The sequence below is a fragment of the Arachnia propionica genome (assembly GCF_003859805.1).
Classification (GTDB): Bacteria; Actinomycetota; Actinomycetes; order Propionibacteriales; family Propionibacteriaceae; genus Arachnia; species Arachnia propionica_C.
Genome location: NZ_RQZG01000008.1, coordinates 28403 through 52688, shown reverse-complemented (window position 1 = coordinate 52688; position 24286 = coordinate 28403). Strand labels below are relative to the sequence as shown.

The following is a 24286-nucleotide window of genomic DNA, read 5'->3' as shown; positions in this document are numbered from 1 at the left end:
ATGGACCTGATCGATGCGCACCTGCCCGCACCGGCCATCGCGTTGATCGGGCTGCCGGGATCGGGCAAGTCGACGGTGGGGCCGCGGCTGGCGGAGCGTCTCGGGGTACCACACCGGGACGTGGACCAGCTCCTGGAACAGCAGCAGGGACGCAGCATCACCGAGATCTTCGCCACCGACGGGGAGGCGCACTTCCGGGAGCTGGAACGCGACCTCACCCTGGAGCTGCTGGCCGCCCCCGGGGTGTTGAGTCTGGGTGGGGGCGCCCCCATGACCCCCGCCATCGCGGCCGCTCTGACCGGACATCAGGTGGTCTGGCTGCAGGTCGATCCCGGGACCGCCACCTCGCGGATCGGCAGCGGCCACGGGCGCCCGCTGCTGGCCGGGGAGGACCCCCGGGCCCGACTGGAACGATTGCTGGCAGAACGCGGCCCCACCTACGCCGGGCTCGCCACGATCACCGTCGACACGAACCGATCCTCGAGCCAGCAGGTCGTGGATGCCGTCGTCGCCCACCTCACCGACCGCTGAGGACGGCCTCCTCTCAGATCCCCAGGATCCTGGCCTTCGCCGCCTGGAACTCCTCATCGGTGATGAGCCGTTCGTAGCGCAGATTGTTGAGCTTGCGGATTCGGACGTCCTGCGGTTCATTCGATTCCTCGACGATGACCCGGAGCACGGATTCGTGCGGCTCGTACCTGGGGGTAGGTGGGGGCGGAGCCACGGGGGCGGCAGGCGGCACCGCTGGTGGAGCCCAGTTGCGCTGTGGGGTGCTCACGGGTTTCCTGTCGCTCTTGAACAAAAGATACGGGCCGATCACGACGCACCCGATGGCGAGCTCCAACCCCAGGGTCTGGAATGATCCCGTCAGGATGAAGCCCACCACATTCGAGAGCAGACTCATGGCCCCGACCGTGGTGAGGAACGCCCCCAAGGACCACCGGACCACACGCCTGAAGGAGAATTCCGCTCTCAATCGACCCGGTACCCTGCGCCTGTTCCTCACAGAAGAACAGTACCGGCTCAACGTTCGCGGCATCACCCGCCCCGGTGTCGTGGACCTCGACCCGTCAAGGGGATGCGCAGCTGCGGCGGGTCGTCGCGGGTGAAGATCCATTCCGGGTCGGTGAGCATCCGCGCTGCCGCCAACCCGGCCACCATCGCGACCACCCCGAGCACCGTCGCGATCCCCTGGGCGACGGCGTTCCCGAGCTCCCCCGCATCGAAGTACAGCAGGGTCCGCAACGCCGAGGAACCGGGGGCCATCACCAGCAGGGTCGGCACCGTCATGATGATCTTCTCCACCTGGAAGACCCACCCGAGCAAGGCACAGGCCAGCCCCATCACCACGCACCCGGTGAACACCGCGACGTGATCCGGCACCCCGGCATCGGCCATCGCGAGCCGGATGGCGTTGCCACCCACCCCGATCAGCGCCGACACCGCTGCCGCCCGCAGCGGGGAGTTGAGCATGATGGCCCAGCCGAAGACCGCGACGAAACTCGCCACCACGCGCATCCCCCACACCCAGAGTGGCTCCAGCGTCGGCACCGGGACCGGGAAGGCCGTGATGCCTCCCAGCCGGGCCACCACCCACACCCCGATGGTGATCGAGATCAGGATCATCGCGGCATAGGCGGTGCGCGGCACCCCGGCCGTCAGGTCGAGTCGCGTGAGGTCCATCCCCGCCGTGACCAGCGGGAAACCGGGGATGAGGAAGATCGAGGCACAGACGAAGCCTGCGGCCAGCCCGGGGGTCGGCTCCCCCAGCAGGTGGGTGAGTGCCGAGGCCACCAGCAGGTAGGCCGCCGAGGCCGTCAACGCCGAGGACACCACGACCGCCAGGTGGTTGAGCTGCCACCGTCCCAGCCGCCGGAACATGAGATAGGCCAGTCCGGATGCCGGCAGCACGGTCACCGCCTCCCGCAGCCCACCCCCGGCCAGCAGCGCGATGGCGGCGCAGGCCAGCGCCACCAGTATCCCCCGCAGCCACGCGGGGTACAGCTTCGGTTGCTGCTCGATGGCGTCCAACCGGGCATGCAGCTCGGTGGCGGTGATCCGCTGCGGCATCGCATTGGACAGTTCCCGCAACGACGCGATGCGGTGGGCGTCCACCCCCAGCCGACGCACCTGGGTGACCATGGTGCGGAACACCCCACGGCGTTCCACCGTCATGGTGAGTTCGGTGAACCCGATGGAGGCCTCCATCCCGGTCAGCCCCAGCGCCGAGGCGCACCGTCGCATGAGTTCCCTCACCCGCAACGCACTGGTGCCGGCACCCAGCATGAGACCGCCGGCCCGGGCCACCGCCTCGGCCCTGCGGATCAGATGCATCGGCTCCAGGGAGTCCTCGAACTCCTGGTCGCCGTAGCACTCCGGGTCAGGTTGCGTCACCCGTGTGAGTCTACGCACCCGGGTCTCGAACCGACGTGATTGCGCGGGGACCGGGTCCGGCCCGGGTCATCCATCCCACAGGTAGGGCCACTTCCCGGTTGCGCCGGGAAGCGACTGGAGCAGGGCCGCGAACTCGGCCATCGCCCGATCCTCCTCCTCACCTCCGAAGTGGACCTCCGCCTGTGCCCAGGCGTCGGCGGCCCGGATGAAGTCCAGGACCTCCAGCCCGGTGTGCATCACGATGTCGGACTCATCTCCCCAGCGGTCGTGGTCGAGAAAGACGACCGTGAGGTCACCGGTGTGGATCGCCCAGGAATCCCCGGCACCACTCTCGGCGATGACCCGGTAGGGCGCGTCCTCCCCCAGCTCCTCGGCGAGGCTGAGAACAGCGAGATCCACCGTCAGGCACCATGCGATGTCCCCGCTGGACTCGGTGCCGTGCAGGTGGATCAGCGCGGCGGCCACCTCCTCGCCCAGGAGGTCGACGAACTCGGTGGCCGTGGCCCGGGGAATCACTCCCGGGCCACGGCCACCGATGATCTCCTCGACGGCGCGAAGCCGCATCAGCTGCAGCCGCTGGTGGAACCGCAGCCCTCGCAGACGTAGCACGACCCGCTGGGCCGCATCTTGGTGCCGCACGTCATGCACAGCGGGGCATCCACCTCGCGGCCGGTCAGCGACTCCATCAGCTCGGCCGTGGTGTGGGCGTCGATGAGGGAGGGCTGGCGGGCACCGTCGACGTCGAAGGAGTCGTAGGCGTCGTTGCGAAGGCTCTCGGGCTCCGGCAGGTTCGCCTCGTCCTCCTCGGAGAGGTAGGACCCGGTCTCCACGTAGCGGGCCCGCTCGGCGGCGGTGTAGATGCCGAGCTCGGCACGCTCGTCGAAGCTCAGGTAGTCCAGCGCCAGGCGACGGAAGATGTAGTCCATGAAGGACTGCGCGATCCGCACGTCCGGGTCGTCGGTCATACCCGCGGGCTCGAACTTCAGGTTGGTGAACTTCTGGACGAAGCTCTCCAGCGGCACGCCGTACTGCAGCCCGATGGACACGGCGATGGAGAAGGCGTCCATCACACCGGCCAGGGTGGAGCCCTGCTTGCCGAGCTTGAGGAACACCTCACCCAGACGCCCGTCCTCGTAGGCACCCGAGGTCATGTACCCCTCGGCACCGCTCACGGAGAAGCTGGTGGTGCGCCCCATCCGGGACTTGGGCAGTCGCTCCCGCTTCGGCCGGTAGACGATCTTCTCCACCACCTTGGTCTGGGCTGCCGGGTCGTCCTTCTTCTCCTCGGTCTTCTTGGCATCCGAGAGGGGCTGCCCCACCTTGCAGTTGTCGCGGTACACGGCCAACGCCTTCAGGCCGAGCTTCCAGCCCTGCATGTAGACATCGGCGATGTCCTCCACCGTCGCGGTCTCGGGCAGGTTGACGGTCTTCGAGATGGCCCCGGAGAGGAACGGCTGCACGGCCGCCATCATCCGCACGTGCCCCATCGGGGCGATGGCCCGCTGCCCCATCGCGGTGTCGAAGACCTCGTAGTGCTCCTCGGCCAGGTCCGGGGCACCCACGACGTGTCCGTGGGAGGAGATGTGCTCCACGATGGCGTCGATCTGCTCAGGGGTGTAGCCGAGCTTCTTCAGGGCCCGCGGGATGGTCTGGTTGACGATCTGCATGGAACCGCCACCGACGAGCTTCTTGAACTTCACCAGTGAGAAGTCGGGCTCGATCCCGGTGGTGTCGCAGTCCATCATGAAACCGATGGTGCCGGTCGGGGCCAGCACGGAGGCCTGGGCGTTGCGGTAGCCGTTGACCTCCCCCAGCGCGACGACCTCGGCCCACTCCCGACTCGCCACGTCGTGCAGCTCCTTGTCGGCGGGCAGGATGAGGGCCTCGTCGTTGGCCGCACGGTGCTTGCGCATCACCTTCTTGTGGGCCTCGGCATTGGCGGCGTAACCGTTGTAGGGACCGACGATTCCGGCCAGCTCGGCGGAGCGACGGTACGAGGCGGCCGTCATGATCGAGGTGATGGCGGCAGCGGTGGAGCGTCCCCCATCGGTGTCGTAGCCCTTGCCCATCGCCATGAGCAGTGCACCCAGGTTGGCGTAGCCGATGCCGAGCTGACGGTAGTTCCGGGTGGTCTCACCGATGGAGGGGGTCGGGAAGTCCGCGAAGTTGATGGAGATGTCCATCGCGGTGATGATGAGCTCCACCGCACGCACGAAGCGCTCGGCGTCGAAGACGTCGTCGTCACGCAGGAACTTCAGCAGGTTGAGGCTCGCCAGGTTGCAGGAGCTGTTGTCGAGGCTCATGTACTCCGAGCACGGGTTCGACGCGTTGATCGGTCCGGTCATCGGGTTGGTGTGCCATGCGTTGATGGTGTCGTCGTACTGGATACCGGGATCAGCGCACTCCCACGCGGCCTTGGCGACCTTGTGGAACAGTTCCTTGGCGTCGACGCTCTCGATCACCTCACCCGTGGTGCGGGCCCGCAGCCCGAAGGAGCCGCCACGCTCCACGGCCGTCATGAACTCGTCGCTGACCCGAACCGAGTTGTTGGCGTTCTGGTACTGGACGGAGGTGATGTCCTTGCCCCCCAGGTCCATGTCGAACCCGGCGTCGCGCAGGGTGCGGATCTTGTCCTCCTCCCTGGCCTTGGTCTCGATGAACTCCTCGATGTCGGGATGGTCGACGTCGAGCACCACCATCTTCGCGGCGCGACGGGTGGCGCCACCGGACTTGATGGTGCCTGCGGAGGCGTCCGCACCGCGCATGAAGGAGACGGGTCCGGACGCGGTGCCACCGGAGGTCAACAGCTCCTTCGAGGAGCGGATCCGGGAGAGGTTGAGCCCGGCCCCCGACCCTCCCTTGAAGATGAAACCCTCCTCCTTGTACCAGTTGAGGATGGAGTCCATGGAGTCATCGACGCTGAGGATGAAGCAGGCGGAGACCTGCTGCGGGGAGCTGGTCCCGACGTTGAACCACACCGGGGAGTTGAAGGAGAAGTACTGGTGGAGCAGCATCCAGGTCAGCTCCGCCTCGAAGACCTCGGCATCCGCATCGGTGGCGAAGTAGCCGTGTTCCCGACCGGCCTTGACGTACCTGCCGACGACACGGTCGATGAGGGTTCTCAGGCTGGCCTCCCGCTGCGGGGTGCCGAGCGCCCCGCGGAAGTACTTGCTCGTGACGATGGTGGAGGCGTTGACGCTCCAGAAGTCGGGGAACTCCACCCCGCGCTGTTCGAAGACCACCTCCCCGGTCCGCCAGTTGGTCTGGACGACGTCGCGCCTCTCCCAGGTGACCTCGTCATAGGGATGGACTCCCTCGGTGGAGAACACCCGCGAGACGGTGAGCCCTCCGGCAAGGGCCGGCTGGGTACCGGCGTTCCTGCGGCGGCTGCTGTTCTTGGTCACGGTAGCGGTCATGGTTTCCTCACTGGATGCTGTGAATCTGGATGCGGACGGCGCTCAGCCGATGAGCGGCTGCTGGGAGTCCGACGGTTCTGACTTCACGCGTCGGGATCGACGACGCCTGACTGGGGGCTCGTCGGTCTCGACCTGATGCTCGAGGGCTCGTTGCTTCATCGACTCGATCTCGGCGGTGAAATCGTCCACCGAGTCGTAGTTCTTGTAGACGGAGGCGAACCTCAGGTACGCCACCGGATCCAGCTCGGCGAGTGGCCCGAGAATGGCCACGCCGATGTCCTCCGCCGGGATCTCCGCGTTCCCCGCGGAACGCAGGCTCTCCTCGACCCGCTGTCCCAGGGCCGCGAGTTGGGCCTGGGTGACGGGACGACCCTGGCAGGCCTTGCCGACACCCTTGATGATCTTGTCCCGGCTGAAGGCCTCGACCACCCCGGAGCGCTTCACCACCGAGAGCTGGATCTGCTCGATGGTGGTGAACTTCCTCCCACAGACGGGGCAGTTGCGACGCCGCCGGATGGCGAGACCGTCGTCCGTCACCCGCGAGTCGGACACCTTCGTGTCCTCATGGCGGCAGAACGGACAGTGCATGACGGACCCTCCCCTTGGCACCCGAACCATCGGGTGATGACGTTGGACAGTCGCACCCCGTCAGCCCCCTCCAACAGCGTTCACACAACTTGTTGACAAAACACAGGGGTGCAACTACTAGATATGGGAACTGTAGGGCTGTCGGCATCCATCGTCAAACACCGCGGGCGTGTCGCGCAGAACTCGCACGACACCCACCACCCGCCTCATCTCTCGGTCACATGGGCCCAGGCCGGATCGCCCGCGACGGGGTCGAGCGACGGGTCCGGCTGTGTCATCGCCACCAGTTTCGGCACGGCGAACAGGAGTCCGAGCAGGACCAGGACGACGAACACGACGGCCTGCAGTTCCACGAGCCAGGCACCGGGCGACCGCACGGCGGTCGCCGTCGTCGACCGACCACACCCGGCGGCGACCGGACCGCGGCGCAGGGCGAGCGTACGACGCGCCCTGCGCCGGGGACACACGGCGCGCCGGACCGCATCCCTCGTGACGACCGGCTCACAGCTGACTGCACTCATGACTTCCTCCTCGTGACTGATGGCCGCCATCCGCGACTCATCGAACGGGCGTTCGAGAACGGTACATGAATCGATCAGCTGTTTCAAACTGTCTTTCGAATCACGTGTCGTCCCGACCGATGCACACGAGTCAACAGGTCGGGTCCGACATTTTCCGCCACCCCACCCACCACGCCCCCGAGGTCGAACGAGTGTTCGGATTGGCGCTATACTGGGGACATGGCAGACAACACTGAGGACCAGGGGCAGTTCGCGACGGCCGATCCGGCGTCGCCGACCAGGAACCGGGCCGGACGTCCGAGCAAGGCGCGCGCCGCGGCCGAGGTGGCACGCATCGCGGATCTCCCGGACGGGCAGACGGACGCCGCAGGCCTCACCCCCCGTCAGCGTCTGCTGCTGAAACTGATCCGTGACGCCGTCGCGAACGAGGGCTACCCGCCGAGCATGCGGGAACTGGCCGAACGCGCCGGGCTGGCCTCTACCTCCTCGGTCGCCTACCAGCTCAAGACGCTGGAACGTGCCGGGTTCATCCGTCGGGACCCGAACCGCCCTCGGGCGATGGTGGTGACCCTCCCCGAGACGGGTGAGCGCGAGCCCGCCGGCGTCCAGCTGCCCCCCGAGCAGAGCTTCGACACGGTGCCGAACAGTGTCACCGTTCCCCTGGTCGGACGCATCGCCGCCGGTGGCCCCCTCCTGGCCGAGGAGCAGGTGGAGGATGTGCTCGCCCTGCCGAAGCAACTGGTCGGTGAAGGAACGATGTTCCTCCTGGAGGTCAAGGGCGACTCGATGATCGATGCCGCCATCTGCAACGGCGACTGGGTGGTGGTGCGCCAGCAGCAGGACGCCAACAACGGCGACATCGTCGCGGCCCTGCTGGACGACGAGGCGACCGTCAAGACGCTCCAGCGCAAGGACGGTGCGGTCTGGCTGCTGCCCCACAACAAGGACTACTCGCCCATCGACGGTTCCTGTGCCACCATCATGGGAAAGGTTGTCGCCGTCATGCGGCGGATCTGAGGAAGACCTCGCGCGACGAGAGCGAACGGAGCTGCACCATGGAACTGACCCGTGGCCGACTGATCGCCACCCTGATCACCATCGCCGCACTCGGCGGCGTGGTGGTGGCCGTCCTGCTGCCCCATCTCAACGCCCCCGACACCGATCTCAAGGAACCCGGCCTGGTCATCAGCCTCCAGCCGAGCCCATCGGCCTCGACCGAGACCACCCGGGAACCCACGCTCGAGGCCCCCACCCCCGCGGCCACCACGGAACCCGTCACCGTCACCCCCGACCCCAGCACCGCGGTGGCTCCCCCACCAGCCCAGCCGACATCGGCCGCGAAACCCACCACCCGGAAGACCACCGTGACCGCCGTCAAACCCGCCCCACCGGTGAGGCCCGGTGACAGCGACGACGACCGGGATGACGACAGGGACGACCGGGATGACGGGGACGACGACGGGGATGACGGCTGAGGCCCGTCAGACCAAGCGGTAACCCATGCCCCGAACGGTCTCGAAACGTTCCTTGCCCAGCTTGTTCCTGAGGTAGGAGACGTAGACCCCCACCACGTTCGTGCCCGGGTCGAAGTCGAGGCCCCAGACCAGGCTCAGCAGCTGTTCCCTGCTGAGCACCTGTCCGGGGTTGCGCAGGAAGACCTCCACCATGGTGAACTCCCGGGCCGACAGGTCCACCCAGACCCCATCCACCCTGGCGCGTCGGCTGTGATAGTCCAGGGTCAGCCCTCGGTGGCTGATCTCCGTCGCCTGCTGCGAACGCTCCCCCGAGGGACGCAGCCGAAGTCGCACCCGGGCCAGGAGCTCCTCGAAGGCGAAGGGCTTGGCCATGTAGTCATCGGCCCCGCCCTCGAGTCCGGTGACCCGGTCCGCCACGGAGGAGCGTGCGGTCAACACGATCACAGGAATCTCGACACCGCGCCCCCGGATCTCCTCCAGCACGTCGAAACCGCTCATGTCAGGCAGTCCCACGTCGAGGATCACCAACGCGAAATCTCCCTGCGAGGCCAGCTCGATCCCCGTCCTGCCCTGCCCGGTGGTCTCCGAGGTGTACCCGGCGGCCTTGAGGCCCTTGGCGATGAAACCTGCGATCCTGGGCTCGTCCTCGATGATGAGGATGCTGCTCATGATCCATGCCCTTCCTGTGCGAGAGTGCCCTCACCGCCCTCCGGCCCGGTCCTCGGGACACGCAACGTGAAGAGGGAACCACGCCCCTCCTCCGACTGGATCTCGAGCCGTCCCCCATGGGCCTCGGCGATGCTCTTCACGATACTCAGTCCGAGGCCGTGTCCGCTGGCGAGCAGCGCAGCTGATCCCGTTCGGAAGGAACGGGTGCTCACCGTCGCCATCTCCTCCGCGCTCATCCCGATGCCCTGGTCCTGGATGTGGAGCAGCACGTCGGACCCCACCACCGTGCTGCCGATCCCGATGCACGTTCCCTCGGCCGAGTACTTGACCGCATTGGAGGCCAGCTGCAGCCACGCCTGGGTGATCCGCCCGGGGTCCAGCACCGCCGTGCCCTCGGCGAGACCCTCCAGCCGCCAGTCGCGATTGCCCAGGGCGCGCGCCTTCGTCAACACCTGCAGCGTCAGTTCGGCCAGCTCCGTCGGGACCGGGACCACGAAATCCGCCTGCTCGGCCTTGGCCAGCAGGAGCAGGTCGGAGACCAGGGCACCCATCCGGTCCAACTCGTCGATGGACACCTTCCGCGTGGCGTTGACGTCCTCCGGGTCGGAGGCGTCCATCAGTTCCAGGTGTCCCCTGACGATGGTGATCGGGGTGCGCAGCTCATGGCTCACGTCATCGAGCAGGTTCCGCTGCGCCTCCACCGCCGCCTGCACCCGGTCCAACATGCGGTTGACGGCACGGGCCAGTGCCGAGAGGTCGTCCCGGCCCCGGATCGAGACCCGCGTGGTCAGGTCGTTCTCGTCGATGGCGTCGGTGGCACGTCGCAGTTCCCCGATGGGCCTGAGCAGACGCCCCATGACCAGCCAGGTGGGCACGATCAGCAGCAGCACCGTCGCCACGGCGACGACGGTGTACTGCCGCATCGTGTCCCGCAGCTCGGCGCTGGCCTTCTGCATGTCGATCGCCTGGGCGAGACCTCCGGTCTCCTCGCCCAGGCTGATCGGCACCACCAGGACGCGGTACCGGGTGACGGGGGTCTCGATCGTGCGGATCACGCTGTCGGTGCCACGCAGGTCCTGCCGGATCTGCATGATCAGATCCTTGTCACGTTCCGGGCGGATCTGGGTCCCGGCCTGCGTCACGTAGGCGACCGCTGTTCCCAGAAATCCCACCTCACCCGCGTCAGGACTGCGGACACTGTGCTGCATGTGGGTGTGCAGGACCGCGGAGATCGAGGCGTAGGGTTCCCCGGTGTTGGGATCGGGCTGCTTGATCTCCTGTTCCAGACGCGCCCGGACCCGCTGCAGACTCTGCGTGGCGATCTCCTCCAGGTGACGCTCCTGGAAGAGCCACACGATGGTTCCCGACATCGCCAGCGCCACTCCGGAGACGAGGATCACCGCCAGCATGATGCGAACCGAGATCGGTCCGATCACGAATCTCAGGAGCCGTTTCATGAGACCCATTGTCCCGTGTCGGGAGGTCCGTGCGTTCAGCGCCCAAGCCCGGTGTAGTCCCAGCCGGCCGCCCGCCACACCGCCGGTTCGAGGCAGTTCCTGCCATCGATGACGATGCGACGACGCACCTGCTCCAGAGCGGTCGGGTCGAGCTCCCGGTACTCGTCCCACTCGGTGAGCACCAGCACCAGGTCGGCATCGCGCAGGGCCTCGTCGATGGAGTCGACCGCGTTGAGCTCAGGCCACCGGGACCGCACCGCTGGCAGGGCCTTCGGATCCGTGATCGTCACACTCGCCCCGGCCCGTTGCAGCCTGGCGGCCACCTCGAGGGCGGGCGAGTCCCGGATGTCGTCGCTGCGCGGCTTGAACGACGCCCCGAGCACGGCGATCCGGGCCCCTGCCAGGTCCTCCCCCAGTGTCGCCGTCGCCAGCTCCACCACCCGGTCGCGGCGGGCCTGGTTGATGCGGTCGACCTCCTTGAGGAAGGCCAGCCCGCTGACGCCGAGCTCCTCCGAACGGGCCACGAAGGCCCGGATGTCCTTCGGCAGGCACCCCCCGCCGAAGCCCACCCCGGCCTTGAGGAACTGCTTGCCGATCCGCACGTCGTACCCGATGGCCTCCGCCAGCGCGGTCACATCCCCCCCGGCGGCCTCGCAGACCTCGGCCATCGCGTTGATGAAGCTGATCTTCGTGGCGAGGAACGAGTTCGCCGCCACCTTCACCAGCTCGGCGGTGGCGTAGTCGGTCACCAGGCGCGGAATCCCCGCGACCAGGAGATCGAGGTACACCTCGTCGAGGACCCGCTGCCCCTCCCCGGCATGGTGCGGGTCGGGGCTGACCCCGTAGACGATCCGGTCGGGCCGCAGGGTGTCCTCGATGGCGAACCCCTCGCGGAGGAACTCCGGGTTCCACACCAGCCGCCCCCCGGCGGCCTCGACCTTGTCGGCCAGCCTGGACGCGGTCCCGACCGGCACCGTCGACTTGCCCACCACGAGCGCCCCCGGGTTCAGCCGCAGCGCGGGCAGGATCGACTCGATGGCGGATTCGACATAGCTGAGATCCGCCGCACCGGTCGGTCCCTGCGGGGTGCCGACGGCGATGAAGTGGACGTCGACCGCCCCCAGGTCGATGATCTGCGGCTCCGAGGTGAACCGCAGCCTCCCGGAGTCGGCCACCTCCGCGAGCAGTTCCTCGAAGCCCGGCTCGTAGAACGGGGGACGGTGTTCCTTCAGGGCCGCGATCCTGTTCCGGTCGACGTCCACCCCCAGGACGTCGTGACCGAGACGTGCCATGCAGGCGGCGTGGACGGCACCCAGGTAGCCGCATCCGATGACTGAGATTCTCATGACAGTGTCCTTTCCAATGGGGCATGAAGGGGTTGGGCGAGGCATTCCTCCACCCAACCGGTGAGCCAACCTCGGTCCGCAGGCCGGAAGGCGTGGACGAAGGCGATGCGCAGCCGTGACGCGCTGCGGTGGAGTGCCACTCGATCCGGGTCGGCGCTGAGCTGTTCGACGGCCTGCCCGAGCAGGTCGCTCAGCACGGTCAGGCCGGTCGTCGACAGCACCGACTGCCGTCGTCGCACCTCGGCATGGGCCCAGAGGTTCCCGAGGTCGAGGGCGATCTCCCCGCTCGACCCGAGGTCCAGGTCCAGCAGCGTCAGTTCGCTGCCGTCCCAGAGCAGTTGCTTGTCGTGCAGGTCCCGGTGGATGGGCACCGCTGGGCCGTCGCCGGCCGCCAAGGCGTCGCACAGGGCGGTGACCCGGTCGGCGAGCCGGGCCGATTCCGGAACGGCTCCGTGCCGGGTGGCGTGCTCGTACCAGCGCTGCAGGGTGGTGGCCTCGTCGATGCCCCGATGGCTGGGCAGGGGAACCGAGGTGGCCACGAGCTCCGGCCAGGCCGCGACGAAGTGGCGCCACCCCTCGATGCCGGCATCACCCAGATCATGGAGACTCGTGCCGGGGCACCTGTCGAACTCGATGCTGGCGTCGTCGTGGTGCAGCACCTGCGGTGTGCGCAACCCGGCGTGTCGGCACAGCGTGGCAAAGCCTGTGGAGTTGGCCACGATGGCTGCCGCGTGTCCCCCCCGGGTGTACTTGACCACCCGATCATCCCCGACCGCCACCGCCCGGCGGCCGTAACGGTGGACCACGACAGGTCCCGGGGTCCTGTCCGAGAGTCCTGGGAGGGCCGGGTCGACGGCGTGGTCGAGAAGATCCATCCCACCGTCGGCGGCCAACCTCCCTGCCCGGACCAGACCGCGGTCGTCAACCCACTCGAAGGTGAGTGAACCGCGTTTCCCGGGCCACACCCGGGTCACGTCGGGACGTTCCAGCAACGTGGTGAGCAGCGTCATGACAGCACCTCGTCGATCCGGTCCAGCTGCTGCTCCACCCGCTCCTGCCAGTTCGGGTCGGCATGGCGCAGCGGGTCCATCAACCGCAGGGTCCAGGACCATGCGATGCCGTGGGCGATGTCCTCCTCATCCAGCGGCGTCCCACCGGCTGCTTCGTATCCGGCGCGGAAGGCGGCTCCGATCTCGGGGGTGGCCTCGGACAGGAAGGAACCGAGATCCGCCGCGACCGGGGCCAACTGTGCCCGGTCGAAGTCGGTGAGCCACACCCTCGTCCCGTCCCGGACCACCAGCACCTGGTCCGGGGAGAGATCACCATGGGACAACACCCCACCGGTGGTGGGCCAGGGGGGCAGCTGGGCGAGCGTCCTGCGGACCCTGGCTGCCAGCGTGGGGGCGAGATGATCCAGCAGGTCGGCGTGGCAGAGACCCTGCCGCACCGGGTCGAGGCCGCGTGAGCCCAAGTGGTCATGGAGCTCACCGGGAGCGACGACAGCGTCGTGCAGCCGTGCGATGAGCCTTCCGGTTTGTTCGGCCCCGGCGCTGCTGGGCAGGGCCGCGAGATCACCGTCACCGGTGAAACGGACGGCACTGCACCCGGGCAGGCTGCGGTCGTCGAGACGTTCAGGGCACGGGACGATCCCGGAGACGAGATCCAGGATCTCCTCCTCACCCGGGGCGGCCTTCGCGGCGATCCTGACCACCCGGTCACCGTCGCGCACCACGAGGCGGCGCATCGGGTTGTACCGCAGCAGCTCTGCGGGTGGCCAGGCGCTGAGCAGCCCTCCCGAGAGGGCACGACGGAGGTTGCGTCGCAGCTTCGGATCCCCCTCGGTGGGGCCGGTGACGGTGACGAGCCGTTGCGTGACGTGCCTCACGTCCACGTGGTAGCCGTGTCTCTCGGCATCCCGCAGGGCCAGATCGGCCTTGACATGGTTGATGGGCCACAGCACCCGCATCCAGCCGACGCCCACGCCGTCGTCCCCGGAGACCAGCGAGACACTGATCGAGGTGCGCGGTTTCACCCTCAGCCGCGCCGCGCGCACCGGTGCACCGGTGTGCTCACCCAACCAGTCGGGGTCCAGCACCCGGGTGAGCAGTGAGACCAGTTCGTGGTTCATTCCGGCTCCCCGACGGTGATCGAATCGGCATCCCGGCCACTCGCCTCGATCCAGGACCTGAAGACCGGGTTGGTGGCGAGCAGTTCCTGCGGGGAGGCGTCCATGCGGATGTGTCCGTTCTCGATCCACACCACACGGGAGGCGCGGAGCACCACCTGGGCGTCATGGGTGACGGCCAGGGTGGTACGGCCTGCGGCGAGCCGGTCGATCGCATCGAGCACCAGCGCCGCACCCTCCGGGTCGAGTCCGGTGGTGGCCTCGTCGAGGACCACGACCCTGGAGCCGCGCAGCAACGCCCGTGCGATGGCGATGCGCTGACGTTGCCCGCCGGAGAGGGTACCGCCGCGCTCCCCCACCACCGTGTCGTACCCATCGGGCAGGGCCATGATGAAGTCGTGCGCGTTGGCGGCCACCGCGGCGGCCTCGACCTCCTCGTCACTGGCCGATGCCCGGCCCAACCGGATGTTGGAACGGATGGTGCCGGTGAACAGCACGGCTTCCTGGTGCAGCAGGGAGATGTTGCCCCTGAGTTCGGCGAGGTCGAGTCGGGTGAGGGGTTTCCCGTCGAGTCGGACCGAGCCGGAGGTGGGATCCATGGCCCGCACCAGCAACGAGACCAGGGTCGACTTGCCGGAACCGGACGGACCGATGATGGCGACCCGCTCCCCCGGGGCGACCGACAGATCGATGCCGTGCAACACCTGGTGACCGTCGTAGGAGGCCCGGACCTGCTGGAAGTCGATGGCACCACGCACGTGACCGAGCGGCACCGGATCGGCGGGGCTGGTGATGTCGGGGACCTGCTCCAGCAGATCAGCCACCCGTTCCCCGGAGGCACTGGCGCGGGCGATCCGTCCCGTGTACTTCGCCATGTCCCGCAGGGGCTTCATGGCGGTGCGCAGGTAACTGATGAACAGCACCAGGTCGCCGGGGGTGATGTCGCCGCTGAGCACCCGGAAGGCACCACCGATCAGCACGACGGCGGTGGCGAGACCGACGATCACATCGGTGCCCCGCTCCAGGCGGGCGGCGAAGCGTCGGGACTGGACCCCCTGCTTGAGGGAGACCAGATTGGCCCCGGTGAAGTGTCCCTCCACCGTGCGCTCGAGGCCGTAGGCCTGGACCACGGGCATCGCGGCCAGACTCTCCTGTGCGGTGTTGGCCAGCTGGCCCTCCCCCTTGCGGGTACGTCGCGCAGCCGAGGTGATCTTCCCGGAGGTACGTCTGGAGGTGAGAGCGAAGCCGAGGATCGCCAGCACGACCACCAGGGCCAGGAGCGGATCCAGGATGACCATGACGACGATCATCACGAGCAGGGTCGCGACGTTGGCCAGCAGGGGCAGCCCGGCCGTCGTGGCGACCTCCTGCATGCGGGCCACGTCGCTGACCAACCGCTGCACGGTGTCGGCGCTGCGGTTGCGGGCGTGGAACTGCAGCGACAGTCCCTGGACGTGCCGGAACACCCTGGCCCGGAGGCTGGTCGCGGCACGGGCACCGATCAGCGCGAAGCACAGGGTTGCCAGGTAGTTGCTGGCGGCCCGCAACGCGACGATGAGAACCAACGCCACCCCACAGGTCACCAGCAGGCCGATGCTGGCAGGGCGTCCCGAGACCTCGGCCCCGAGTGAGTTCGTCACAGCGTCGATGACGATCTTCATGGGCCAGGGCTCGAGCACCCGGAACACGACGTCCAGCAGCAACGAGAACGTGCCCCCGACGATGAGCCACCGGTGAGGTGCCACGTCAGGACCGACGAGACTGAGAGTTCGGCGCATCGCCGAGCGCCTGCCCTCAGCCATGCATCGCCTCCACGCCCGCGAGCCGGAGGATCCGGGTGACCGCGGCCTCCCAGCTGTGGCGTTGCTCGGCGGCACAACGGGCACGACCGCCGAGTTGCCCCCGCAGCAGCGGGTCGGCGGCGAGATCATCGATGGCCGAGGCCAGCGCGGCAGGGTCGGAGGGTGGCACCAGCACCCCGCAGTCCGCGATGATCTCCGGCACCTGACCGACAGCGGACGCGACGACGGGCAGCCCCGCCGCGAGGTACTCGTAGACCTTCAGCGGCGAGAAGTACTGGGTGTTGCCCCCGCCGAGGTCGGGGTACGGGGCGACACCGATGGCCGATCCGGCCAGGTGCTCGGGCATCTCGCTGGGCGCGACGGCTCCACGGAAGTCGACCTTCACCCCGAGGGCCTCGGCCTGGGTGATCAGGTTCTCCCGTTCGGGGCCGTCGCCGATGATCCGCACCCGCCAGGGCTGCTTGGCCAGGGAGGCGGCCTGGATCAGGTCGGAGACCCCGTGCCAGGGCTTGAGGGTGCCGACGAAGGTGACCACCACCTCGCCGGGGGCCTCGAGCTGAGGACGGATCCGGGTCAGGCTGACCCCGTTGGGAACGGTGTGGGCCCGGGCAGCGGGAACCCGCTCCAGGACCCAGTCACGTACCGGGTCGGAGACACAGATCACGGCGCTGGCGGCCTCCGCCTGGGCGACGAGGGCGCGGGAGGCCGCGGCCTCGTCGACGAGGCTGCGGTGGTTGCCCTGCTCCTCGATCAACGGGGCGTTGACCTCGAGGATCCCGGGGATGCCGGCGCTCCCGGCCAGTTCGGCGATGACCGTGCTGAACAGGGAGTACCGCTCGTAGACCAGATCCGCACCATCGGCAAGGACGCGTCGGGCGATCTCCGCCGAGGCCTGTCGTTGCTCCTGCTCCCGGGCGGCGGGTTCGTGGGAGGTCATCGGGAGCTCGACGACCTCGAGCCCGGTCAGGTCCGCCGGCACCCGGTCTCCCCTGCGCGTGGTGTGGACCCGCACCTGGTGTCCTCGGGACAGCAGTTCACGGATCACCTCCTGCACATGGACCGAGGCCCCCTTCGTCCCGAAGACCGGGATACCCGGATCGACACTCACGTATGCGACACGCATCGTCACTTCACCTCGTCGTTCTGCATTTCAAGAAGTCGGGCCGCCTGCCGTCGGCTGTCGAAACGCTCCTCGATGAGGGCGCGGGCGTTGCGGGCCAGTCGTTCCACCGGGACCTGTCCGGTCGCGATCCGGGTCAGGGCCTCGGTCAGCGCGGCCACGTCACCCGGCTCAATCATCAGGCCGGTCTCCAGGTGGTGGATCACCTCGGGAAGACCGCTCACCGAGGTCGCCAGCACCGGGGTGCCCAGAGCCATCGCCTCGAGCACGACGGTGGGCAGGCCGTCGATGTTGCCGTCCTCGGCCGGGATGCACGGGGCGGCGAAGACATCCGAGTTGCGCACCAGTTCGATGACCTCACTCTGGGTCCTCGGCCCGATCAGACGCACCCGATCCCCCAGGCCGGCCTCCGTGATCCGTGCCTCCAGCGCCGCACGTTCCTCGCCGTCACCTGCGATCTGCACCTCGACGGGCACCTCCAGCCGGGCCACGGCGGCGATGAGATCGGCGAATCCCTTCTTCGGCACCAGCCGCCCCACGGCCGAGATGCGCAGCACCTCGCTGCGGGGAGCCGGATCCGAGTAGATGAACCGGTCCAGCTCGAGGGCGTTGTACTGCAGCACCACGTTGGCCCCGGTGCCCTCCAGCACCTGCTCGAGGTGACGTTGGTTGAACTGGCTGATGGCGATGACCTGTTGGGCGTCGCCGCACACCCGACGCAGCCACACCGGATCCACGGACTCGTGGTAGATGTCCTTGGCATGGGTGGTGACGGTGTAGGGCAGGCCGCTCAGACGGGAGGCGATCCAGGCCACCCGTCCGGCCATGGAGGCGAAGTGTGCGTGGAGGTGGTCGATGCCCTCGTCCAGTGCCATCCGGGCCAGGGCGATCCCCTGGGCCACCTCGGAGGTGGGCAGGTCTGCCAGCTGCGGGGCGATCCTCGCGAAGGGTTCCTGGAAGGTGGGGAACTCACCGAGGGTCCTCGCGATCTCCAGCCAGAAGTCGCTGCTCTTCAGTGGTCGGGGAACCCACCTCACGGGGGCCTGCACCCGCGCGATCTCCGGGTGGAACCGGGCGTCGGTGGTGGGGCGCAGGGCGAAGATCGTGATCTCCTCGTCGTGGGATTCCCGGGCCAGGATCTCCGTGACGATGAACGTCTCGGAGAACCGGGGGTAGACCTTCAGGACGTAACCGATGCGTTTCATGCCACGGTCACCAGCTCGACACCGGTCTGGGGATCGAGGAGGTCGACCCGGGCGCGCTCCAGCAGATCGGCAGCGATGTCGGCCACAGCGGCAAGGCCGTCGACCCGAACCAGGTCACGGTCGATCCGCGTCGTGACCGCCCGGGCTGCCCAGTCGCTGAGGGCCTCCGGGGTGATCTCGTCCCACCGGATGTGGTCGATGGCGCCGGCCCGCTCCAGGGCACGGGCCCGGATCAACTGCTCCTTGCGCGGCACCTCACGGGGCACGAGCAGTGCCGGGGTCGAGGTGGCGAGGATCTCACAGGTGGTGTTGTACCCGGCCATCGAGATCACGGCGGCGGCCTCACCGATCTGATGGGCCAGTCCCGGCCAGGTGCGCAGCACACGTGTCCCGGCAGGGGCCTCGGCCCGGATGGCGTTGAACTCGGCATCGCTCAGCTGCGGGCCGGTCACCACGACGTGCTCATGACCTGCGGGAGGAGTCATGGCGACGGCGGTGTGCAGCAGGTCGTAGCCGTCCGAGCCACCTCCGACGGTGGTCAGCACGAACGGGGAGTCGCTGAGGTTCTCCTCCTCGGGGACACCGGGGCGATCCTTCGCGAGGAATCCGGTGAAGCGGGCCCGCTCACGCAACGTCGCGGGGATCTCTCCACTGGCGAAGGGGTCATGGATGACCGGGTCGCCGTAGACCCAGACCTCGTCGATGAAGTCGAGGAGCCGCTCGGGGTCTCCGAGCCTGGCCCATTCCTTGGCGGCGACCTCCGGCTCGTCGAGGACCTCACGCAGTCCCAGCACGATCCGGGTGTTCGGGCAGTGCTCACGCAGCTGCATGAGCGGGGAACGGAGCTCCTCGGCCACCCCCAGGATGTGACGGTCGACGATCACCAGGTCCGGCTCGAAACCGAGCATGGCGGCGGCGAGCAGCTGGGAACGCAGCTTCACCACGGAGGCGAAGTCACCACTGAGGGAGCGGGGCTGGTAGCCGCTGCTGCCCTTGGCGATGCCGGGGATGGTGATCCAGTCGAACCCGGCGGGCAGCGGGAACTCGGCGCTGCGCGGCAGGCCGGAGACGATCAGACCGGAGACCTCACCGCCGGTGATCTCCGGCAGGCGACGGGCCAGGGCATGTGCGATGGCAAGGTTGCGACGGGCATGCCCGAGCCCCTGGGAGTCGTGGCTGTACAGCAGCACTCGCGTTGTCTTCGACATGGTCGTGGCCCCCTCGTGGACATCAGTCTGGAACTTCATCAACTCCAGAGTTGCCGATGTCCAGTAGAGGACCATCAGGGCTTGATGAGAACTTTCTTATGAAAGGTCGGACCAGTTGTGGGGCCCGGGAGGCGTGGACGCGAGGGTTCCAGGTCAGAAGGATGCACCCACATGGCCGGGCAGGTGAGAGTCTACCCGGTCAGCAGCTGCAGGATGCACTCACTCTGCCAGGGTGCGATGGCCCGTCGTCCGGCCACCGCGGGATCGTCGAAGACCACCTCGGCTCGGGCCGGATCGTCGACCAGTTCGGTGGCGAGCAGCGAGATGAGATGGTCGAGGGTCATGACACGGCCCAGCACGGCGTGCTGGAGGTGGACCAGGGTGCGGTTGGCGTTGACGTCGAGGTTGCGCAGGGCCCCCGCGGTCACCCCGGCGTTGTGGTCCCACCAGATGGTCTCCCGGGTCTCCAGGTCCAGCACCAACGGGGTGGCGTTGCATCCGGTGGAGGTCAGGTCGAGCCGGATCTCGACAGTGCGGGGGTCGAAGAGTTCGCCGCTGTGGCCGTCGCGGCTCATCATCCCGGCCCAGGCCTGTGGCACCAGGGACAGGGGCTGCCCGGTGAAGGAGTGCACGGTCATCACGACGTAGCGCCACCCGCGTCCCCGCAAGGTCTCGAGTTCGAGGTCGATGAACTCGGCGGCTCCCTGCGGGGCGGAGGTGATGTCCCCGGAGTGGGTGGCGCCGTTCTCCTTGAGGTTGTAGTAGGCGATGTCCTGGGTCTGCTGGAAGTCCTCGGTGACACAGAAGGCCGACAGGTCCAGGTCGACTCGCCGCTCCGGCCCCTCCTCGAGGTCCCGCCAGTGCATGAAGAAACGCACCACCCTGCCCTCGGGGATGCGCAACCGTGATCCCCGGCCTGCGGTGCGCAGCCCGGGTGAGGCGGAGCGGTTCCCGAGCGGTACGGCGTACTGGCGGAACAGCTCCCGGTTGACCCAGGTCGGCCCCAGCCGGGCCCGGGCCCGCAGCGCGTCCTCGATCACCTCGACCAGGCGTGCATCCACCCCGCGCAGGCTGCGCCGGTTGGCGATGATGCGGGAACGCTGGTCGGCGCCGGTCTTGATGGCCACCACCCGATCGGGCAGCACCGTGTTGTCCGGGGAGGCGAAGTACTGCCACAGCTGGACCAGCACCAAGGTGGAGACCTCCCCCGTCACCCACGCGAACGTCGCCGCCACCTGCTCCTCCAGCGCGGCGTTCTCCCGGCACGCCCGGATCAGGTGGGCCAGCCGCCGGGCGAAGATCCCGGGGCGATGGGTGAGCAGGTTGAGCGCGGCCGGGACGTCGCCGCGCTCCAGCACCTCCTCCAGGTGGGACTCGAAGCTGCGGGGCAGGGTGCCCGCCGACAGCGCGTGCAGCATCTCCGCGGCCTTCGGGAAACGGGCCTTGTGGTCGCCGGGGCGCAGGTGCCGGGTCAACCGCTTCCAGCGTTCCTCCCAGCGCCGCAGGTCCTCCGGGCGGCCGTGCTCCTCCAACAACCCGAGGAGGCGTCGCCGCTCCGGGCGGCTGAAGGTCCGAAACCTCGTTCGTGTGGCCAACGACACATCACCGCCACTCATGGCGACCGCGAGCCGCAGCACATCGGTGGCGGTCTTCACCGAGGCACTGAAGTCGAGCTCCGGGAAGGTGACACTCAGCCGGGCCAGGTTCTCCCGGACCTCGATCTGCGGTACCTGCCTCGGGGTGAAATCCTTCAAGGCCACCAGATCGGCGCGGTCCTCCTCGGAGAACGGCTGGCCCTGGGTCATGAGATCGACGACGATCTGCCGCAGTTCGTGTTCCCGCAGCGCGGTCAGCACCGTCGCCTTCGGGACATCCTCCAGCTCGTGACGCTGTGTGCGGTCGTATCGCGGCACCCACCGTTTCCCTGTGATATCGCCCAGGTAGTGGAACAGGGCGTTGAGGCGGAGGGTGAAGGCGGAGGCATCGCGCACCTGCTGCGGGAAGTTCGGGTAGAAGGGCTCGTAGCTGACATCGGCCCCCTCGAGAGCCGCAGCGGCCTGCACCAGCACCCAGGCGTCCTCGGCCGAGACGAGGGCCTCCCTCGCGCAGTCGTCGAGCCGGTAGCCCAGCTCCGCCAGGGCCACGACGGCGGCATCGATCCGCGCCGGATCGTCGATTTCGGGACCGCCACGGTGCGGCAGGAAGACGGCAGCGCGTCGACGAATGGTGGCGGCGTTGATCCGCCACAGCTGTTCCCCGGTCCAGCTCATCACCCCATGATCCTGGCGTGCACCGTCGCGAGGTCCTCGTCGATGACACCGCGCATCGCGGCGATACCGGGGTTGTCAGCGTATCGGGGCAGCACGTGGACGTGGAGGTGGAAGACCTCCTGGCCGGAGTCGGCCCCGGCATTGCTGAGGATGTTGCAGGCACTCGCCCCGAGCCTGTCCTTGAGCAGGGTGCCCACCTGCTGCACCGCGGGGGCGATCTCGGCCAAGGCGTGTTCGTCGGCGAGTGCGTCGACGACGTGGCGCCGCGGGATCACCAGGGTGTGGCCGAGCTGCCACGGGTTGATGTCGAGGAAGGCGATGGCGGTCTCGTCCTCGTGGATGCGGCGCGCGGGGATCTCGCCCTCGACGATCCGGCAGAACAGGCAGTCACTCATGTCGCTCCTCGGACTTCGAAACCGGCCGCGGCCAGTTCCTGCTTGACCTGCATGATACTCAAGGCACCGTAGTGGAAGACGCTGGCCGCCAGCACGGCGTCGGCCCCGGCCCTGGCGGCCTCGACGAAGTGGGATGCGGTCCCGGCCCCGCCGGAGGCGATGAGGGGAACCTCCACCACGGAACGCACCGCCTCGATCATCTCGAGGTCGAATCCCGCGGTGGTGCCATCGGCGTCCATCGAGTTGAGCAGCACCTCACCCACACCCCGGTCGACGGCCTCCCGCACCCATTCGACGGCGTCGCGCCCGGCCGAGGTGCGGCCACCGTGGGTGGTGACCTCGAAGCCCGACGGCGCCCAGTCGGCCCGACGGGCGTCCAGGGAGAGCACCAGCACCTGGTTGCCGAAACGGGAGGTGATCTCGTCGATCACCTCGGGCCGGGCCAGGGCACCGGTGTTGATGCCTGCCTTGTCGGCACCACATCGCAGCAGCGCGTCCACGTCGTCGACGCCACGCACTCCCCCGCCGACGGTGAGCGGGATGAAGACGGTCTCAGCACAGCGCTGCACCATCTCGCGGGTGGTGGCTCGGCCGTCGGAGGAGGCGGAGATGTCGAGGAAGGTGAGTTCATCGGCCCCCTCGGCGCTGTACCGGGCCGCCAGCTCCACCGGGTCCCCCGCATCACGGAGATCCCGGAAGTTGATCCCCTTGACCACGCGGCCGTCGTGGACGTCGAGGCATGGGATGACACGCAGCGCAACAGGCATGGGGCCCACCCTCTCAGGGTTGTGGAGCCGTTGTCATCTTCGTTTGGTGGGGGTGTTGAGCATGTGGGCCTCGGCGACGGTGATGTGGGCGGTGTCGCTGGTCTCGGCGGTGAGGGTGCCCCGGGCGCCGGGAGCGTTCCAGGTGATCGTCCAGTGGGTGGTGGCGGTGATGACGTACTCACCGTCGCGGGTGTAGACGTGGTCGCAGTCGGGGGAGGGTTGGTTGCGGTTGTAGCGGGGTTGCCAGGGCGTGGTGGTGGTGCAGGTGACGGTCTCTCCATCGCCCATGTCCCAGGTGATGTGGTCGATGGTGGCGGTGGCGGTGACGGTGTAGCTGCCGGCGGTGGCGGTCTGGGTGATCGGACCGGTGCTGGCGGGGTCGGGGTTGGCGTTCCACAGCCAGGTGTGCCATTTGACGTAGGTCAGGGCGTGGGGGTCCTGTTCGAGGGTCTTGGGACTGGTGGCGATGGTGACGGGTTGGAGGTTCATGTGTTCGACGGCGATGCGGGCGAGTTGTCCGGGATCGGGAAGCTCCACCCCGGCCTGGGTGGGCGGGATGCGTCGGGGCTCGCTCCCGGGCATGAGGGAGAACACCGGTAGATCGAGGCACCAGCCCCCGGTGGCGTCCCGGGTGACGACGTAGCAGTTGTGGGTGTGGTCCCAGTGCCCCCACTGGCTGGTGCAGGGAACCGCCAAGGTACCGTGGGCGAGGCACTCGGTCGGACCGGAAGAGACCTTCGGCTTACGCCCAGAACGCCCCGCAGACCCGGGATCACGAGCTCTCAGTACGACTCGATTGTCCTCGAGGTTCACCGGTGGGTCGTCGTCAGCTTTCGCTAACTGACCAAAACCGAGTACCTCCACAAGGACTACTACTAGAACAGAAACTACAGTGCGCATTGATCCGCATCCTTTGTGTCCAAGTCGGAGACCTTCCAAACTTTACCGAACTGCGTGGTTTGTATACTCCATTCCTTGACGAAGGGACGGTTCGGATCGAGCACCGATTCGCCGGTGTCTCGATCCACCAGATCGATCTGCGATGCATCCGTGCAGGCCGAGACCTGAACCGTTCCATCATCTTGTCGACGCGAACCATGAATGACAAAGAGAAAATCTCCTGTCTGGACCACGTTGTTCTCTCTATCCTGCTCGAACAAGGCCAGCTCATTTTCCAGCAGGTCGCCCACCACAATGTCTTGCAGTGGCTCAAGGTCTGCTTCAGGGTCTTTTTTCACGATGTTCTTCAGTCTGAAGTACTCGGTCACGACCTCCTCGGCGGCGAGCTGATCCGCTGACTTCACCGGGGACGGCGACGTGGACACGGTCGACGACGATTTCGGCCAGGATTTGACCGGACCGGCCGTCGGATCCGGGGTCGAGGTCACCTCCGGCCCCACCGCCCTCGGCCCACAGGCCACCACCGAACCGGCCAGCAGCAACACCGGCACCACACGTTTCATGACCACCCCTTCGTGCCCCGAACCTGACCCACCAAGTCCACCACGAAACCCCACCCGGCAGCAGC

The 24286-nt window shown here is 68.0% G+C and carries 23 protein-coding genes; 3 read left to right on the top strand and 20 right to left on the bottom strand.

The window, feature by feature from the left end:
- Positions 1–531 (top strand): shikimate kinase, encoded by a 531-nt coding sequence (locus EII34_RS16695; protein WP_311767286.1) that lies wholly within the window; start codon positions 1–3, stop codon positions 529–531.
- 13 nt (positions 532–544) lie between these two features.
- On the opposite strand, the gene EII34_RS08190 is transcribed toward EII34_RS16695, so the two are convergent.
- The 6 genes from EII34_RS08190 to EII34_RS08165 form a co-directional block, all read right to left on the bottom strand.
- Positions 545–904: an SHOCT domain-containing protein gene (locus EII34_RS08190; protein ID WP_124844673.1), complete on the bottom strand. Its 360-nt coding sequence runs from the start codon at positions 902–904 to the stop codon at positions 545–547.
- Between the two features lie 134 nt (positions 905–1038).
- Positions 1039–2394, bottom strand: coding sequence for a threonine/serine exporter family protein (locus tag EII34_RS08185; protein ID WP_124844672.1), 1356 nt, complete (start codon positions 2392–2394; stop codon positions 1039–1041).
- Between the two features lie 66 nt (positions 2395–2460).
- Positions 2461–3003 carry a hypothetical protein gene (locus tag EII34_RS08180; protein ID WP_124844671.1) on the bottom strand — a complete coding sequence of 181 codons (543 nt, stop codon included), beginning with the start codon at positions 3001–3003 and terminating at the stop codon, positions 2461–2463.
- Positions 2958–5810 carry a vitamin B12-dependent ribonucleotide reductase gene (locus EII34_RS08175; RefSeq protein ID WP_124844670.1) on the bottom strand — a complete coding sequence of 951 codons (2853 nt, stop codon included), beginning with the start codon at positions 5808–5810 and terminating at the stop codon, positions 2958–2960. Before EII34_RS08175 ends, EII34_RS08180 begins: the two co-directional genes overlap by 46 nt.
- A 42-nt stretch (positions 5811–5852) precedes the next feature.
- The gene (gene nrdR, locus EII34_RS08170; RefSeq protein WP_124844669.1) at positions 5853–6398 is read right to left on the bottom strand and encodes a transcriptional regulator NrdR; all 546 of its coding nucleotides are present in this window, start codon (positions 6396–6398) and stop codon (positions 5853–5855) included.
- 206 nt (positions 6399–6604) lie between these two features.
- Positions 6605–6919: a hypothetical protein gene (locus EII34_RS08165; RefSeq protein WP_124844668.1), complete on the bottom strand. Its 315-nt coding sequence runs from the start codon at positions 6917–6919 to the stop codon at positions 6605–6607.
- A gap of 219 nt (positions 6920–7138) precedes the next feature.
- On the opposite strand from EII34_RS08165, the gene lexA reads away from it, so the two are divergent.
- Positions 7139–7936 (top strand): transcriptional repressor LexA, encoded by a 798-nt coding sequence (gene lexA / locus EII34_RS08160; RefSeq protein WP_124844667.1) that lies wholly within the window; start codon positions 7139–7141, stop codon positions 7934–7936.
- A 38-nt stretch (positions 7937–7974) separates the two neighbouring features.
- On the top strand, positions 7975–8394 hold the full coding sequence (locus EII34_RS08155) for a hypothetical protein (protein ID WP_124844666.1): 420 nt from the start codon (positions 7975–7977) through the stop codon (positions 8392–8394).
- Positions 8395–8400: 6 nt separating this feature from the next.
- On the opposite strand, the gene EII34_RS08150 is transcribed toward EII34_RS08155, so the two are convergent.
- From EII34_RS08150 to EII34_RS08085, 14 genes are all read right to left on the bottom strand, one after another.
- Positions 8401–9063, bottom strand: a complete 663-nt coding sequence (locus EII34_RS08150) for a response regulator transcription factor (RefSeq protein WP_124844665.1) — start codon at positions 9061–9063, stop codon at positions 8401–8403.
- Positions 9060–10520, bottom strand: a complete 1461-nt coding sequence (locus EII34_RS08145) for a sensor histidine kinase (protein WP_124844664.1) — start codon at positions 10518–10520, stop codon at positions 9060–9062. Before EII34_RS08145 ends, EII34_RS08150 begins: the two co-directional genes overlap by 4 nt.
- A gap of 35 nt (positions 10521–10555) precedes the next feature.
- The gene (locus tag EII34_RS08140; protein WP_124844663.1) at positions 10556–11866 is read right to left on the bottom strand and encodes a UDP-glucose dehydrogenase family protein; all 1311 of its coding nucleotides are present in this window, start codon (positions 11864–11866) and stop codon (positions 10556–10558) included.
- Positions 11863–12876, bottom strand: coding sequence for a phosphotransferase (locus tag EII34_RS08135; protein WP_185711237.1), 1014 nt, complete (start codon positions 12874–12876; stop codon positions 11863–11865). Before EII34_RS08135 ends, EII34_RS08140 begins: the two co-directional genes overlap by 4 nt.
- The gene (locus tag EII34_RS08130; RefSeq protein WP_124844661.1) at positions 12873–13994 is read right to left on the bottom strand and encodes a phosphotransferase; all 1122 of its coding nucleotides are present in this window, start codon (positions 13992–13994) and stop codon (positions 12873–12875) included. The genes EII34_RS08135 and EII34_RS08130 overlap by 4 nt, the downstream gene beginning before the upstream one ends.
- Positions 13991–15793 (bottom strand): ABC transporter ATP-binding protein, encoded by a 1803-nt coding sequence (locus tag EII34_RS08125; RefSeq protein ID WP_221620239.1) that lies wholly within the window; start codon positions 15791–15793, stop codon positions 13991–13993. Before EII34_RS08125 ends, EII34_RS08130 begins: the two co-directional genes overlap by 4 nt.
- Complete coding sequence (locus EII34_RS08120; RefSeq protein ID WP_124844660.1) at positions 15786–16916, bottom strand: glycosyltransferase family 4 protein; 1131 nt, start codon at positions 16914–16916, stop codon at positions 15786–15788. Before EII34_RS08120 ends, EII34_RS08125 begins: the two co-directional genes overlap by 8 nt.
- A 2-nt stretch (positions 16917–16918) precedes the next feature.
- A complete protein-coding gene (locus EII34_RS08115; protein ID WP_124844659.1) occupies positions 16919–18118 on the bottom strand; it encodes a glycosyltransferase family 4 protein in 1200 nt (399 codons plus the stop codon).
- A complete protein-coding gene (locus EII34_RS08110; RefSeq protein ID WP_260425092.1) occupies positions 18115–19365 on the bottom strand; it encodes a glycosyltransferase family protein in 1251 nt (416 codons plus the stop codon). Before EII34_RS08110 ends, EII34_RS08115 begins: the two co-directional genes overlap by 4 nt.
- A gap of 152 nt (positions 19366–19517) precedes the next feature.
- Positions 19518–21596 (bottom strand): TerD family protein, encoded by a 2079-nt coding sequence (locus tag EII34_RS08105; RefSeq protein WP_124844658.1) that lies wholly within the window; start codon positions 21594–21596, stop codon positions 19518–19520.
- A complete protein-coding gene (locus EII34_RS08100) occupies positions 21596–21991 on the bottom strand; it encodes an HIT family protein (RefSeq protein ID WP_124844657.1) in 396 nt (131 codons plus the stop codon). Before EII34_RS08100 ends, EII34_RS08105 begins: the two co-directional genes overlap by 1 nt.
- Positions 21988–22758 (bottom strand): imidazole glycerol phosphate synthase subunit HisF, encoded by a 771-nt coding sequence (gene hisF, locus EII34_RS08095; protein WP_124844656.1) that lies wholly within the window; start codon positions 22756–22758, stop codon positions 21988–21990. The genes EII34_RS08100 and hisF overlap by 4 nt, the downstream gene beginning before the upstream one ends.
- A gap of 33 nt (positions 22759–22791) precedes the next feature.
- On the bottom strand, positions 22792–23454 hold the full coding sequence (locus EII34_RS08090; protein WP_124844655.1) for a hypothetical protein: 663 nt from the start codon (positions 23452–23454) through the stop codon (positions 22792–22794).
- Between the two features lie 191 nt (positions 23455–23645).
- Positions 23646–24221, bottom strand: coding sequence for a hypothetical protein (locus EII34_RS08085; RefSeq protein WP_124844654.1), 576 nt, complete (start codon positions 24219–24221; stop codon positions 23646–23648).
- Positions 24222–24286: the final 65 nt, after the last annotated feature.